The sequence below is a fragment of the Roseivirga spongicola genome (genome assembly GCF_034376045.1).
GTDB classification, from domain to species: domain Bacteria; phylum Bacteroidota; class Bacteroidia; order Cytophagales; family Cyclobacteriaceae; genus Roseivirga; species Roseivirga spongicola.
The window spans coordinates 4,173,308-4,188,416 of record NZ_CP139724.1; the positions used below are offsets into that span (position 1 = coordinate 4,173,308).

A 15,109-nucleotide genomic window follows, 5' to 3' on the forward strand; every position below is an offset into this window, starting at 1 on the left:
CTAAGCTTTCGGGGACTTTTCACATGATTCAAATACTATTACTTTCTTGCAGTTTTGTATTTGCTGATCACCTCTGTTAACTCAGTGTTGATAGAGCTAGCCTTTTCTCTGGCAACAGATAATTTCTCCATTGTTGGTTTCAACTGACCGCTCTGGAACATCTCGTTAGACTCGTTCATTGATGTTTCGATAGCATCTAGCTCTGCTTTGATAGCCACTAAAGCAGTTGAACCTTCTTTACCTCTTGGGGCTTCAGAAATAAGCGTTCTAGCTTCTGCTACTAATTCAGATACTTCACTGATGGTAGCTGTAATTTCAGATCTTAATGACATAATCACCTCGTTGGTGTTAGCAGTAAGCTCTGTAGCTTGCTCAGTTACAGCATTTAATTTTTCGATAGTAACATCGTACTTCTTGAAGAATTTAGATTTCTGCTCTTCTAGGCTAGCCATTGCTACAGCCATAGAATCGTTCAATGCCTGAAATTCATCTTCCAAGTAAATGTCTGCACCAGCAACCTGCGCTCCGCTGATGGCTGCGTTTGCTGCATCAACTTCTGCTTGTGGAACACCAGCACATGAGGTTAAGCCAATAATACCAATGAACAATGCACCGATAAATGTGTTTTTAGCTTTCATAATTAGTCTTTCGTCTTTCGTTTTTAGTAGCCTTTATTAAGGCCATTTTTTTAAATCGATCATTTGACGAAGACCTGATAAAAGGTCACATGTTAGTACGAAAAATATTTTTCTTCCCCACAATATTGCTTGAACAAAGCCTGTTATAGACCTATTCTACCTGCTTCAACCCATTTCGGTTGCCAGATTCTTTTTCTGTTTCCTTAACCTCACAATAGAAACTGCAACTATTATTCCCATGGCTGCCATAGCCGCACCAACTAAATCGGCAGAGGTAAAGCCGTAGCCCATGGCAATTGGCAACCCTGCCAAATAAGCACCAGAAGCATTGCCCATATTGAAGGCACTTTGATTGAGCGATGAGCCCAACATCTCTGATCCTTTAGCAGAGCGAATCATCGTCATTTGAATAGGTGATGCTAAACTGAAAGCTAAAGCACCAATAATGAAAGTCATTATAAGTAGGGCTGTCTTATTTTCTGCAACCATTGTGTTGACCACAAGTGCAATTACCATTAGAATCAGGAAGAAAATCACAGCCTTAATTGGTGAAACTCTATCGGCTACTTTTGCGCCTATAACGTTACCTACAGTCATGCCTACGCCTGCTAGCACTAAGATGTAGCCCACGTGGTTTTCCTGAAAGCCAGCCACATCGGTAATCAACGGTGCTATGTAGCTATACCACGCAAAAAAGCCACCCGTACCAATGGTTGTGAGAATAATGACTAACCATGGTTCTGTTCTTTTGAGTAAACCAAAATCTTTGAGAATACCTCTTTTCGATGCTTTCGGAAGCTCTGGCATCCAGAAATAGATGCTCAGCATAGCCAGAACACCAATTACACCAACTATTAAAAAGGCCAGCTTCCAGCTAAAATTGTGACCTAAATATGTACCAAGAGGAACTCCCAATACATTGGCGAAAGTCAAGCCGCTGAACATTACGGCAATTGCCTGAGCTTCTTTCCCTTTTTTGGCTAGTGTTCCGGCCACCACAGCACCTATACCAAAAAAGGCACCGTGTTGTAACCCAGAAAGAAAACGTGCCACCAGTAGTGTCCAGTAATCATTTGCTAAAGCAGAAGCTGTATTGAAAATTGTGAACCATAACATCAGTAGCAGTAATACCTTATGAGCAGGATACTTACCTCCTAGTCCTGTAAGTATTGGAGCCCCAACAACCACACCTAATGCATAGGCCGAAATAAAGTGTCCAGCTTGTGGAATAGATATATCTAAAGCTAGAGCTACATCGGGTAAAATCCCCATAATTACAAACTCGGTCATACCAATACCAAAGCCGCCAATAGCTAGAGCCAACAATGATTTTTTCATAATAGCGCGTTTCAAATCAGGCACTCATTCACCTGAGAGTGGGATAAGCTTTGAAAGCCATTAAAAGTTTCCCAATAGTGCAAATTGATTAAATGAGTGGTAATAATGGATAAATGAGAACAGAAGTGAGGAATCTCAAGTAGTAACAGCACTTAATTCAAAGGTGATTAAATGTGCTAGGGAAAGGAGTAAAAAGGTAAAAGAGTTGAGAGTGAAGTATGAAATTCAACCTCACCCTCAACAGATTAGTATTTAATCATTAGTTCTTGCAGGCGGCAGTGCTCTATGAATTCTATCTACCAATTTGCTAAACGGAAGACTTTGCAAATACACTTTCCCAGGCCCAGTAAGGTTAACCAAGAAAAGTCCTTCCCCACCAAATAAGGCATTTTTGAATCCGCCAATAAACTGAACATCATAATTTACCGAAGGGCTGAAACCTACCACGCAGCCAGTATCCACTTTCAAAGTCTCGCCAGGCTTAAGCTCCCTTTCAATGATTGTACCACCTGCATGGATGAATGCCAATCCATCGCCAGTCAGTTTTTGGAGAATGAATCCTTCACCGCCAAAAAGCCCCGCTCCAAAACGTTTAGTGAAAGTCACCTCTATCTCAATTCCGTGAGCAGCACATAAAAAAGCATCTTTCTGGCAGATGAACTCTCCTCCTTTAGCTGCTAAATCTAGGGGTACAATTTTTCCCGGATAAGGAGAGGCAAAGCCTACCACTTCCCTGTCTCTACCCATGTTGGTAAATGAGGTAATAAAGAAACTCTCACCTGTAAACATACGCTTCAAGCCTTTCATAAGACCTCCACCAGTACCTGTTTCCATTTGAATGCTCTGATCCATATACATCATGGTTCCTGCCTCTGCTCTTACAGTTTCTTGAGGATCTAAGGTAATTTCCACCAATTGCATATCGTCTCCAATGAGCTTGTAATCTATTTCGTGCGCCATAGTTTGATTTATTCGTTATTCGTTATTCGTTATTCGTTATTCGTTATTCGTTATTCGTTATTCGTTATTCGTTATTCGTTATTCGTTATTCGTTATTCGTTATTCGTTATTGGTTAATTGTATAATCTACTACCACAAGGGCTTCTATAATTCCGCCATGTGTATCTCCAAAAGCTTTATGAGCAGGGTGCGGTAAATACTCGTCTCTAGCTCTCTCATTTTCAAAAGTTAGCAAAAACACATGAGTCATACCTCTATCAAATCCCTCTGGACTATTATTCAGACCCCATTCGAAAGATAAAATTTGTGGAATTTCATTTTGAAGTCCTTCAAATCCTTCAATCAGAGCAGCTACTTGCTGTTCTGTAGCATCTGGCTTGAATTTGAACGACACTACATGCCTCAACTTACCCTCGTTGTGTTCTAAAGTTGAACATGCTGGAATCGTTAATATAAGTACTAGTAAAGCAACTAATTTCTTCATATCTGATTTCTAAAGTTTAATCTAATAAATCTATGGAAAGACCAAGTAAGAAACCTGAGTAACGGAATCCTCTCGTCACCAAAGGTGCCTTGGAGATTTAAGAATAAAAGACACCTACAATTGTGGCAGACCACTTTAAAGCTTCTCCTAACCAAACTACCAAAATGGCCGAACGTGACCTCAGCTTCTTGGGATTTCGGAAAAACAAAGCACCTCCGACTATGCAATACAACATACCAAAAATGTACTTTGGCATTAATTGACTGAAGCCCAACACCTCCGAAACTGTGATCAATACAATGACCACTGCTGTAACAATAAAGAAGGATTTATGACGAGGTTTTAAGTTCAGTGAGTTAGATGGCTCTACTGAAGCTAATATAGAAGCGAAGGCAAAAACATAATCTCCAAATCTACCAATACCGAAAAAGGGATCTAAATATATAAGACTAGACAAAGCCAGAAATATCGCCAGATTTTTGGTTAGAGGCTTACGGGCAAAGCTTACCAATAATAGTGCGGCAAAGGCACAGGCAATGGTTATGATTGAGGAGATCATTAAGGCATAAAGTTACCACTAATATTCTCCCTGTATATACCCTAATTAGGGTACGAGATAGATCGGAAGTCAAGTTTCCTTCTCAATACCCAAAAACATTTTAATACTCTCTGATTTTAAGTTACCGGAGTACTCACTCCAAACTCAAAGGGAATCAGATCAATCACAACCCCGTGAGCTCCTGTGAACCGTATCATGTATTAAATGTACTATTCCATTGTTTACTTTGCCTTTGGGTATAAATTAGCGTATGCAAAAAATTAAGAAGGTTTGTGTCTATTGCGCTTCGAGCGATAAAATAGACTCAAAGTATTTCGAAGCAACCAAAACTCTTGCTAAGGCATTAACCAAGAATAATACTACCGTAGTGTATGGTGGTGGTGCCAGAGGGTTAATGGGACAGTTGGCAGACACTGTTCTAGAGGAGAAAGGACGAATAATTGGTATTATGCCACACTTTATGAAGGAAGTTGAGTTTCATCATAAAGATGTTAACGAATTCATTTTTACGGCAGATATGCATGAAAGGAAAAAGCAGTTCATGGTGGGTGTAGATGCACTCATTACCTTACCAGGCGGCTGTGGCACATTCGAAGAGCTAATGGAGGCCATCACCTTAAAAAGACTTGGCATTTTTACCAAGCCAATAGTTATCCTAAACCTAGACGGATATTATGACGACCTCCTTAACATGTTAGAAAAGGCAATATCAGAGAACTTTCTTGCTGATGCCCACCGAGATATCTGGACTGTATTCACAGACCCTTCTAAAGTTCTTGAAGCTATTCACAACAGCAAACCTTGGTCTAATGATGCAATTAAGTTTGCTCAAGTATAAAATTTCGCATATAGGCTGGAAGAATTCTTATACATAATTTGTAAAATCCGTAAGAATCTAGAATCTTTCAGCGGTAATTGATGAGGTTCTTAAGGCTATTTTTTCTTCTATCCGGTATACTACTCCCAAGCTTAACCCAAATAGGTTTTGCCCAGCAGCGTTTTTCCAAAAACCTCCACATCATAAGTGGGCATACCAACAGAGAGTTAGACCAAAATAGAATTCTCGTTTATATAGATGAGTCCAATGAGCTGGAAATAGAAGACATTCTTAAGCTTGAACAAAACGATTACATAGAAGCCAACTACCTAACTCGGTTCGATGAGAGTAATACATATTGGATGTATTATAGAATTAATGACTCAGGAGATGAACCCCTTTCTCATATTCTCAGAGGTGGAACAAATGCGAAAGAGACTTACTACGTAGTTATTAATGACCAAATATCAGAACACAAAACGGGCTATCTTTTCCCTGCTTCGGAAAGAAGTATACCTCAAGGGCACGATACTAAAATACGGATTGACCACCCACCTAAAGGAGAAGCTCATGTTTATGTAAGAGTTCAGAATACGGATGGCACACCAATAGATTTAAAGGCAAGGCTAGAGCCCTACCAAGAATGGTATGATAATAAAGAGCGAGTAAACCTATTCCAAGGCTTTTTTACCGGGTTAATTATAGTAGTTGCTATGCTCAACTTCTTTTTGTTCGGCTTCACTAAACAAAAGGCTTTCCTCTTTTTTGCGCTTTACTGTTTATTCAACCTATCATATTTTCTTGAAGAATACGGAATACTCGAGGTTTGGCTGTATCCAGAAACAGCAAATCTAGTCTCATTTTTAAAGTTTGGACCTATTCTATCCGTAGCCTTCTATTGTCTTTTTGCCAAAGAGTTTCTTGAACTGTATAAAGGCTTTCCTTTTTGGAATAGGACTGTAAAAACCATTGCCTATTTCTCTTTTGTCTTCTTTGTATTGGTAGCAGGCTTCAACATTATTTCTGGTAATCATTATACCTCTTTCAGAATCTTTGAAGGCTATATGGCTGTAGCATCTTTTACTGCTATTGTATTTCTAATCTCCATTAATCTAAAACCCAACCTTTTGGTTAGGTACTTTTCAATGGGTACCACCTTGTTGATTATTACCGTATTAGTTTCTGCAATTGCCAAGTCATTAGACCATTCGTTCGATATTCACATATTTATTCAAGTAGGTTTAATCATTGAATTGATAGTATTCTCCATAGGAATGAGCCATAAGCTCAAACGCAATTTGGAGAACCATGAAATCACCCAAAAATCGCTGATTATTCAACTTCAGAATAATGAGAAATTACAGCTAAACATCAATCAAGACCTTACTGAACTAGTTGCGGCAAGAACACAGCTTATCAAAAAGCAGAATAAGGAATTGGAAGAAGCCAGAAACGAAGCTGAAAAGGCCACTCAAGCCAAATCTGAATTCCTTTCTGTGATGAGTCATGAAATTAGAACTCCTCTAAACGCTATCATTAGTCTGTCTCATATAATGGAAATGGACAATGAGAATGAGGAGATGCAAGAATACATTGATGCACTGAAGTTCTCTGCAGAAAATCTACACTCACTCATTAATGATGTACTTGATTACAATAAAATTGAAGCCGATAAGCTTGTTTTAGAGACTATTGAATTCTCTGTGATAGACTTACTGAGAAACATTAGAGATAGCTTTAAGTACAAAGCTAAAAATCAAGGTATTGAGTTATTGGTAGAAGTTGGCGAACACATGCCAGATAGAGTCATTGGCGACCCAACCAGACTTACTCAAATATTTAATAACCTCATTGGTAATGCAATTAAGTTCACTCATGAAGGCCACGTTCATATAAAAGCTACCCTCTTAGGCCTTAAAGATGATATAGCCACTGTAACCTTTGAGGTTAAAGACACCGGTATAGGAATACCAAGGGAGAAACTAGAAACGATTTTTGAAGCTTACGAACAGGCCGGCAAAGAAACTACCCGTGAATATGGCGGTACTGGTTTAGGCTTATCAATTACCCAAAAGCTACTTAACCTGATGGGTAGTAAAGTTAGAATAGAATCTGCCGAAGAAGAGGGCACTAGCCTCTCGTTCGATATTTCGTTTATGATTAATCAGGCCTTTGATATGGTAAGTCTCCAAGATCAGATGAGAGATAAAGATCTTCATGGCAAGCATATTTTAGTGGTTGATGATAATGACATGAACCGTTTGGTTCTCAAAAGACTTCTCACCAGTTGGAATGCTCAGTTCGATGAAGCTAATGGTGGAGAAACAGCCTTAAAAAAATGCGGAGAGCATCAGTACGATCTCATTTTGATGGATATTGAAATGAAACCATTATCTGGGTTTGAGGTAGCAGCCACCATTCGTGAAGAGTGCATAAACAATAAGGAAACTACAATCATAGCCATGAGTGGCTACCTAACTTCGGAGTTTGACAAAGAGATGGATAAAAAGCATTTTTCTACCTTAGTGCTTAAGCCATTTGAACCTAATGAGCTATACCGTCAAATATTGAAGTATACACAATGAGCAAACGAAATAACATAAGCAGTGGTAGTCCGTGGGAAGATGTTGTGGGTTATTCCCGAGCAGTTAGAATAGGAAATGTTGTTGAAGTTACTGGAACAGTAGCAGATAATGAAGGTGAATTAGTAGGCGGAAACGACCCTTATCTTCAGACTAAATTTGCCATTCAGAAAATTAAAGGCGTATTAGCACAGGCTGGTGCTTCTTTAGAAGATGTAATTCGCACTAGAATATTCGTCACCGATATCACCCAATGGGAGGCAATTGGAAAAGCTCACCAAGAAGCTTTTGGTGAAATTAAGCCCTGTACCACCATGGTTCAAGTTTCCCGATTTATAGATGACAAGTATTTGGTTGAAATTGAAGCTAGTGCCATTATAACTGAAGCTTAGCTTCAATCTCATCTACCACATAAGAGAATTCGCTGAGCATCATGGCTGTTGCTCCCCAAACCACTTCTCCATGAATATCAAAGTAAGGAGATTGTATGGTGTAAGGAGGAAACTTCATCTCTTTCACCTTCCGCAAAGCTGGGTCTTTTAGAGCAGCCAAAGGCATTGGCAATACATCTGCCACCTCAATAGGGTCTGGTATAAAGTTCGGCTTGTTTCTTACTACACCGATAGTGGGAAGTACTTTGAAGTTGCTGGCAATTATGAATAACTCAGATAGGCTTCCTAATACCTCAACATTATCTTTAGGCACACCAATCTCCTCATGGGTTTCTCTCAATGCCGTATCAACCAAATCGGTATCTACATCTTCCAGCTTACCACCAGGAAAACTAACCTGTCCGCTATGAGCCCCATCATATTCAGGCCTCTTCATTAACGGAATGTGCACCCCTCCCCTGTCTGGATAAAGTAAAATCATAACCCCTCCCAACCTGGCTGGCCGCATTGGGTTTTCTCTGAACCTATTTTCATCTATTGGCTTTGGCGCCATCCTTATTTGCGCTGTCCTTCCTGGCAAAGGCTCTTTCAACCTATCTCTAAGTTCAGATACAAAAGATTCAAAATACTGATTGCTCACTGCTGGAATTAATGTTGGCTTTTCAATCTTAAAGTAATAAACTAAGACACTAATTAATCGTTCCTTCAAAACGAGAATTGATTTTCATGAAAAAATTTGGTTTAACCATACTGCTGCTGGCCTTCTTCTCTGGAGTGAGTGCGCAGTCCGAAAAAATTAAAATCGCAAAACTTCAATATAGTGGTGGTGGAGACTGGTATGCCAATAAAACCGCACTGCCCAACTTGGCAAAATTTTGTAATGAGCAGCTAGGTACAACAATAGATGAAGAAAATGCCGTAGTAACAGTGGGGAGCCCAGAACTTTTCAATTATGCATTTGTATACATGACAGGCCATGGAAATGTGGTGTTTAGTCCCTCGGAAGCAGAGAACCTAAGAAAGTACCTTACTTCTGGTGGCTTCTTACACATTGATGATAACTATGGGCTAAATGATTACATACGCTTAGAAATGAAGAAGGTGTTTCCTGAACTTGAGTTCATAGAGTTACCTCATGATCATCCGATCTATCATCAGAAATTCAATTTCCCAAATGGTATACCCAAAATTCATGAACACGACAACAAACCCGCACAAGGTTTTGGCCTGATTTATGAAGGTAAACTAGTGTGCTATTTTTCTTATGAATCTGATTTAGGAAATGGCTGGGAAGACCAAAGAATTCACAATGATCCTGAAGAAGTAAGACTCAAGGCACTGCAGATGGGAGCCAATCTCATTACATATATTTTTACCGAACTTTAAAATTATTTAAATAAACTAACAGGTTAGTTTGAAAACTAGCGCGATAGTTGTATAATTGATAATTACGCAACAACTCGATTGATATGAAGGAATTAACAAAGGCTGAAGAACAGGTAATGCAGATATTGTGGGATATTGAACAAGGCTTTGTCAAAGATGTATTGGCAAAAATGCCTGAGCCAAAACCTGCTTACAATACTGTTTCTACCATTATCAGAATACTCGAGAAAAAGGGTTTTGTGGGCTACAAAGCTTATGGTAAAACGCATGAGTACTTCCCACTGGTTGATAAAAAAACCTACAGCAATTTTTACTTGAAGAATTTCATTGGCGGCTATTTTGGAGGGTCTTTCCAAAAGTTAGTTTCCTTTTTTGCCAAAGAAAACGAAATGGACATTCGCGACTTCCAGTCATTAATGGACCATGTAAAAACTGATTTAGATTCGGAAGAAGAAAAATAAATGAAGCAGCATCCAACCATAGAGCTCCTAGAATCACTCAACATTACTGTGATTTACCTAATTGAGTCTGCTACTTGTTTAGCAGTGCTCTATTTGCTTTATCATTTCTTTTTAAGAAATGAGAAGAGCTTCCATTACAACAGAGCCTATTTGTTGGTTGCTTTATTTATCTCTGTTTCTTTCCCAATGATGGAGTTTTCTTACAACCCGGCCAATACACCGGGCTTCTTTAACTCACTTCATCAATTGGGCAATGGTGTAGGAGACGATCCGATTATTGAAGCGGAAAGAGCTTACTCCTATACCATTACCGCCAAGTCTGAAAGACCATTTTTACTATGGTGGGAGGCATTACTTCTGCTCTATGTAACGGGTGTAACTTTCGGCCTTTTAAAGCTTTTAGTAAGAATTCGCCAATTCAAAGAAGTTATATGGTATAGAAGGCATGCAACTCGTTTTAAGAAGAATTTTTTCTTAGTTCAGACTGAAGGAATGATGCCTACATTCTCTTTCTTCAATTACCTTTTCTGGGATAACTCTCAAGAGTATTCAGAAGAAGAAAAAGAGCAAGTAATTGCTCACGAAAGGGCTCACATAGACCAAAAACACTCTTATGACATCCTCTTTATTGAAATTCTTAAGGTAATCTTTTGGTTCAACCCACTAATGTACCTTTACAAGGCTTTGCTAGAAGAGGTTCACGAATACGCAGCAGACAAAGCAGCAATTGGCAATGCCAACCCTGCTATTTATTCTCAGCTGTTAGTAAGAACAGTTTTCAAAAAAATGGGACTGGAATACGGTAGCTATTTTGGCAAAAACAAAACAGTAAAAAGGCTTAATATGATGAAAAAAGTAGCCTCAACTAACTACTTTAAACTTCTATTGCCTGTACCATTCATCGCCTTGTTATTCTTCATTTTCTCTTTCGATGCATTACCTATCGAAAAAGTGATCATTGAAAATTATAAGGTAGAAGCCAACGAAAACTTTGAGTCGTTCCCTGAACCTACTATTGGTATCGAAGACTGGAAATCTTTCCTCGAAAGTAATATTGTTTATCCTGAAGCAGCAAAAGAGGCAAACCTAGAGGGTGAAATGCTAATCTCCTTTAATGTAAACCAGTATGGCAATATTCAGGAGTTGGTTTTCAGTAAGAAGTTAGGTTATGAAACTGAAAAAGCTGTTTTAGAAGCTCTTTCTAAATCTAGTAAGTGGAAACCTGCCACAAAAGATGGGAATAACGTACCTTCTAGAGTAGAAGTACCTATTGTTTTCAAAAAGTCTTAATTGAATTTTCTATTGAAAATTTCGGATGCGACAAATGCCTTCTTTGCGGAGTCTAAGTCAGCAAACATATCGGCATAGTCATTCTCAGAGTCAACCTGCTCTTCTATTTCATAAGGCTCTAAATGATCATTGAATTTTGAGCGAATTCTAGCTGCTTCGGCTTCTGCCTCTCTTTTACGTTTAGCAGTATTCTCCTTGGCAACTTCGTAAGTAGATCTATAAGGCCTCTCCTCTTTTATGGGTTTAGCTTCAGCCACTGGCTCCAATACAGGTTCTGGACGGACAGTTTTTTGCCCAGTAAATTCTTCTAGTAACTCTTCAAATGTTGGTCTTCTTCCAGTTGAAGTAGTCTTTCTAGGTTCTTTTTCCTCATATCTCTCATCTTGCTGCTGTCTCTTCTTATTCTTTGAATTAGCCTGAAAGATGAAGTAGATGATTCCGAGAACTATATAAATAACCGTTCCAAAGTCAATATCCATAGAATAACAAAGCTAACAATTTGGGCGACATAATTCGTTTTTTAGTTCGTCTTGTACCGAACATCAATCTCATAAGAGCATTCGCAGAAAACAGGCTATTCCACCACTATTTTTTAAAGCATAAACCGTGAATTGTCAGTCTTAATTTTAATTTTGCTAGATACACCCATTTTTTAGGTAGCCCATTCATGCAGCTAACCAAGCTAGAAATAAAAGGATTCAAGAGTTTTGGTGATAAAGTCGTTATCAACTTTGATAAAGGCATTACTGGCATTGTTGGACCCAATGGCTGCGGAAAATCCAATGTAGTAGATTCTATTCGCTGGGTACTAGGTGAGCAGAAAACAAGAATGCTCAGATCTGAGAAGATGGAAAACATCATCTTCAACGGAACGAAAAAGCGAAAGCCAACTCAGCTTGCAGAGGTTTCTCTAACTTTTAAAAACACTAAAAACTTACTTCCTACTGAGTATACCGAAGTTACTATTACCAGAAGATACTACAGATCTGGAGAAAGCGAATACCTGCTCAATGGTGTTAGTTGCAGGCTAAAAGACATTACCAACCTGTTTATGGATACAGGTATTGCATCTAATAGCTACGCCATTATTGAACTAAAAATGGTGGATGACATCCTTAATGATAAGGATAATTCTAGAAGAGCGCTCTTCGAAGAAGCAGCAGGCATATCAAAATTCAAGACTAGAAAGAAGGAAACACTTAAGAAGCTTAAAGATACTGACGATGACCTCGACAGGGTTGAAGATCTTCTCTTTGAAATTGAGAAAAACCTAAAATCGTTAGAGAAACAAGCCAGGCAGGCCGAGAAATACTACAAGCTCAAAGAAGAATATAAGGTTGAAAGTGTAGCCCTTGCAAGAAAATCGGTAGCTGAAAAATCCAATAGATTTAAGTCTTTAGAAAAAGGCATTCAGCAAGAAACCGATCGCAAGCTCGAAATCAATCAAATGATGGCGAGTCAAGAAGCCATTATTGAAAAGGGAAAGACAGAACTCATAAACAAAGAGAAGCTTCTTGCTTCAAGGCAAAGAACACTCAATGAGCACGTCAATAAAATAAGGCAATATGAGAGTGAGCGTAAAATTAAAAATGAGCGTCTCACATTCTTGGAAGACAAAAGTGATAGCCTTAGAGAACAATTAGAAGCTGATAAGAAGAGTAATGATAGAGCGTCTTTCAGCTTAGAGAGCCTTAGAAACGAGTTAGAAGATGCTGCCAAACAACTACAAGTTGTTGAACAAGAGGTAAAATCTCTCGAAAAAATTTATGCTGAACAGAAGCAGATAAGTCAGGAAGCTCAGTTGGCCTATGAAGAGCATAGAAAAACGTTCACCTCAAAACGAGAGCGTTTATTCAACCTTCGGAAGGAAATAGAAATCAAGGAGATTCAATTACAAACACTAAAGTCTGAGTTTGAAAAAACAGAAACAGACTCAACCGAACAATCGGAAACCCTTGAGCGCTTCGATGACAAGTTGGCCATGCTGGAAGAGCAGAAAGAAGAAACAGAAGCGCTGCTAACCAAGAGAAAAACTGAAGAAGAACGACACACAAAAGCCATTCAGGACACGACTGAAACCATTGATATTATCCGGGAGGAAATGACTCAGGTTAGTCGTAAGCTCGACAGCAAGAATAACGAATACAATCTCACCAAATCACTAGTAGAGAACCTCGAGGGCTTTCCGGAAGCAATTAAATTCTTGAAGAAGAAAGCCAACTGGAACAAAAACGCCCCACTCCTTTCTGACATTATCGCCTGTGACGACAAGTATCGTGTAACTATTGAAAACTACTTAGAAAGTTACATGAATTACTACATTGTTGACACCGAAAGGCAAGCTTTTGAAGCTGTCAACATCCTCAGCGATGCATCTAAAGGCAAGGCCAACTTCTTTGTGCTCGATGCTTTCGACAAGTTTAGCCCACAACCTTCTAAGTTATATGACAATGCTATCCCAGCCACCGAGATTGTAGAATTCGACCCTAAATACAAAAGACTTATTGGCTACATTCTAGAGAATGTATTCATTGTTAAAGGTGGCCCTGGGGATATTCCAATGGATACCGATGCAGTATTTATTACTGAGAGTGGCAAGTACACTAAGAGAAGATTCAGTGTTTCTGGCGGTTCAGTAGGCCTCTTTGAAGGCAAAAGGATTGGGCGAGCCAAAAACCTTGAAAAACTGCAAAAGATTATCAAGGATCTTGAGGCAAAAAGCGTAAACATTAAAGATCGCCTAGATCAGAAACAACAAGAACTGGCGCGACTCAAATCAAACTCCTTCAAATCTGATATTGAAGAACTACAAAGAGACTTCAACCAAATTAACGAAGAGTACATCTCTGTAAAAACTAGAAAAGAGCAGCTTTCTCAAATGCTTTCTAACCACGCCAATAAAAAGGAAGAAATGGTTAAGGGCATAGAAAGACTAACTGGAGAACTTGAAAAGCTAAAACCTCAAGTTGAAGAAGAGGAGGCAGTATTTGAAGAATTGGAAGCTGGAATTGTAGAGCTAGAGGAGAAAGCCAAAACAGCAGCCAATGCGCTCTCTGAAAGATCTCAGGTTTTTAACGATAAGAACATTCTGTTCCATCAAAAGCAGAACAGGGTTGAGTCTATCAAGCAAGAGATAGGTTATAAAGAAACTGCTTTTGAAAGTAGTAAACAGCGCATAAGTAAAAATCAAGAAGAGCTAGAGCGCAACGAACTAGAGATCAGAAAACTCATAGATTCTTCGGAAAACAATGAGGACGAACTCATTGAAATGTACGATGAAAAAGATGCTATTGAAAAAGGAGTCAATGAGGCTGAAAAAGAATATTATGCTCACCGAGGCGATATTGACGTAGCCGAAAAAACACTCAGAGAGCTTCGCCATAAAAGAGAATCTAGCGATGCACTCATAATGGAGCAGCAGAACAAGCTAAACGACACCAGGTTAGAGTTAAGTGCTGTAAAAGAACGACTTTCTGTTGAGTTTAAGGTAGACCTAGATGCCATTCTAAAAGAAGAAGCCGAACCTGACGAAAGACCTGCAGACGAAATAGAGGAAAGAGTATTAAAGCTTAGGGATAAGCTTGAAAAAATGGGGCCAATCAACCCAATGGCCATGGAAGCTTATGATGAAATTAAAGAGCGCCACACCTTTATTACTGAGCAGAAAAACGACCTAGTAGAGGCCAAAGACTCTTTGCTTCAAACCATAGATGAAATTGACACCGTAGCTAAAGACACCTTCCTCGAAGCATTTGCTTTGATTAAGGAAAACTTCATCAAAGTGTTCAGGTCTTTATTTACAGAAGAAGACGATTGTGACCTGCGACTTACAGACCCAAGTAATCCATTGGATTCAGCAATTGACATTATGGCTAAGCCAAAAGGAAAGCGACCTTTAACAATCAATCAGCTTTCTGGTGGCGAAAAAACACTAACAGCCACCTCTTTGCTTTTTGCCATATATCTGCTTAAACCGGCTCCATTCTGTATATTCGATGAGGTTGATGCGCCTTTGGATGACGCCAATATTGACAAGTTCAACAACATCATTAAGAAATTCTCCAACGATTCACAGTTTATCATCGTAACGCATAACAAGAGAACCATGGCTTCTACAGACATTATCTATGGTATTACCATGATTGAACAAGGTGTCTCAAGGGTTGTACCCGTAGATCTAAGAGAACTAGCCGATTAACTTA

General features: G+C 39.0%; 14 protein-coding genes. 7 read left to right on the top strand and 7 right to left on the bottom strand.

The annotated features are described in order from the left end of the window. Positions 1-38: 38 nt before the first annotated feature. From T7867_RS18255 to T7867_RS18275, 5 genes are all read right to left on the bottom strand, one after another. Positions 39-638, bottom strand: coding sequence for a hypothetical protein (locus tag T7867_RS18255; RefSeq protein ID WP_068224553.1), 600 nt, complete (start codon positions 636-638; stop codon positions 39-41). A gap of 165 nt (positions 639-803) precedes the next feature. Continuing rightward, positions 804-1,976, bottom strand: a complete 1,173-nt coding sequence (locus T7867_RS18260; RefSeq protein WP_273276449.1) for an MFS transporter — start codon at positions 1,974-1,976, stop codon at positions 804-806. A 252-nt stretch (positions 1,977-2,228) separates the two neighbouring features. Beyond that, complete coding sequence (locus tag T7867_RS18265) at positions 2,229-2,936, bottom strand: TIGR00266 family protein (RefSeq protein ID WP_068224559.1); 708 nt, start codon at positions 2,934-2,936, stop codon at positions 2,229-2,231. A 106-nt stretch (positions 2,937-3,042) separates the two neighbouring features. After that, positions 3,043-3,420 carry a Dabb family protein gene (locus T7867_RS18270; protein WP_273512753.1) on the bottom strand — a complete coding sequence of 126 codons (378 nt, stop codon included), beginning with the start codon at positions 3,418-3,420 and terminating at the stop codon, positions 3,043-3,045. A gap of 97 nt (positions 3,421-3,517) precedes the next feature. After that, positions 3,518-3,979 carry a hypothetical protein gene (locus tag T7867_RS18275; protein WP_273512751.1) on the bottom strand — a complete coding sequence of 154 codons (462 nt, stop codon included), beginning with the start codon at positions 3,977-3,979 and terminating at the stop codon, positions 3,518-3,520. 250 nt (positions 3,980-4,229) lie between these two features. On the opposite strand from T7867_RS18275, the gene T7867_RS18280 reads away from it, so the two are divergent. The 3 genes from T7867_RS18280 to T7867_RS18290 all read left to right on the top strand — a co-directional run bounded on the left by T7867_RS18280 (position 4,230) and on the right by T7867_RS18290 (position 7,770). Further along, the gene (locus T7867_RS18280; protein ID WP_068224568.1) at positions 4,230-4,817 is read left to right on the top strand and encodes an LOG family protein; all 588 of its coding nucleotides are present in this window, start codon (positions 4,230-4,232) and stop codon (positions 4,815-4,817) included. 80 nt (positions 4,818-4,897) lie between these two features. Then, complete coding sequence (locus T7867_RS18285; RefSeq protein WP_322299636.1) at positions 4,898-7,381, top strand: hybrid sensor histidine kinase/response regulator; 2,484 nt, start codon at positions 4,898-4,900, stop codon at positions 7,379-7,381. Continuing rightward, positions 7,378-7,770 (top strand): RidA family protein, encoded by a 393-nt coding sequence (locus T7867_RS18290; protein WP_068224574.1) that lies wholly within the window; start codon positions 7,378-7,380, stop codon positions 7,768-7,770. The genes T7867_RS18285 and T7867_RS18290 overlap by 4 nt, the downstream gene beginning before the upstream one ends. Here the strand turns inward: T7867_RS18290 and T7867_RS18295 are convergent. Beyond that, complete coding sequence (locus T7867_RS18295) at positions 7,754-8,479, bottom strand: NUDIX hydrolase (protein ID WP_245660268.1); 726 nt, start codon at positions 8,477-8,479, stop codon at positions 7,754-7,756. The genes T7867_RS18290 and T7867_RS18295 overlap by 17 nt on opposite strands. A 17-nt stretch (positions 8,480-8,496) precedes the next feature. On the opposite strand from T7867_RS18295, the gene T7867_RS18300 reads away from it, so the two are divergent. From T7867_RS18300 to T7867_RS18310, 3 genes are all read left to right on the top strand, one after another. Continuing rightward, the gene (locus T7867_RS18300) at positions 8,497-9,156 is read left to right on the top strand and encodes a DUF4159 domain-containing protein (protein WP_068224577.1); all 660 of its coding nucleotides are present in this window, start codon (positions 8,497-8,499) and stop codon (positions 9,154-9,156) included. Between the two features lie 83 nt (positions 9,157-9,239). Continuing rightward, on the top strand, positions 9,240-9,617 hold the full coding sequence (locus T7867_RS18305) for a BlaI/MecI/CopY family transcriptional regulator (protein WP_068224579.1): 378 nt from the start codon (positions 9,240-9,242) through the stop codon (positions 9,615-9,617). After that, positions 9,618-10,907, top strand: coding sequence for a M56 family metallopeptidase (locus T7867_RS18310; protein ID WP_068224582.1), 1,290 nt, complete (start codon positions 9,618-9,620; stop codon positions 10,905-10,907). It abuts the gene before it with no gap. On the opposite strand, the gene T7867_RS18315 is transcribed toward T7867_RS18310, so the two are convergent. Further along, positions 10,904-11,386 carry a hypothetical protein gene (locus tag T7867_RS18315; RefSeq protein ID WP_322299637.1) on the bottom strand — a complete coding sequence of 161 codons (483 nt, stop codon included), beginning with the start codon at positions 11,384-11,386 and terminating at the stop codon, positions 10,904-10,906. The genes T7867_RS18310 and T7867_RS18315 overlap by 4 nt on opposite strands. Before the next feature lie 188 nt (positions 11,387-11,574). Here T7867_RS18315 and smc point away from each other — a divergent pair, with 188 nt between their 5' ends. Beyond that, the gene (gene smc / locus T7867_RS18320) at positions 11,575-15,105 is read left to right on the top strand and encodes a chromosome segregation protein SMC (protein ID WP_322299638.1); all 3,531 of its coding nucleotides are present in this window, start codon (positions 11,575-11,577) and stop codon (positions 15,103-15,105) included. Positions 15,106-15,109: the final 4 nt, after the last annotated feature.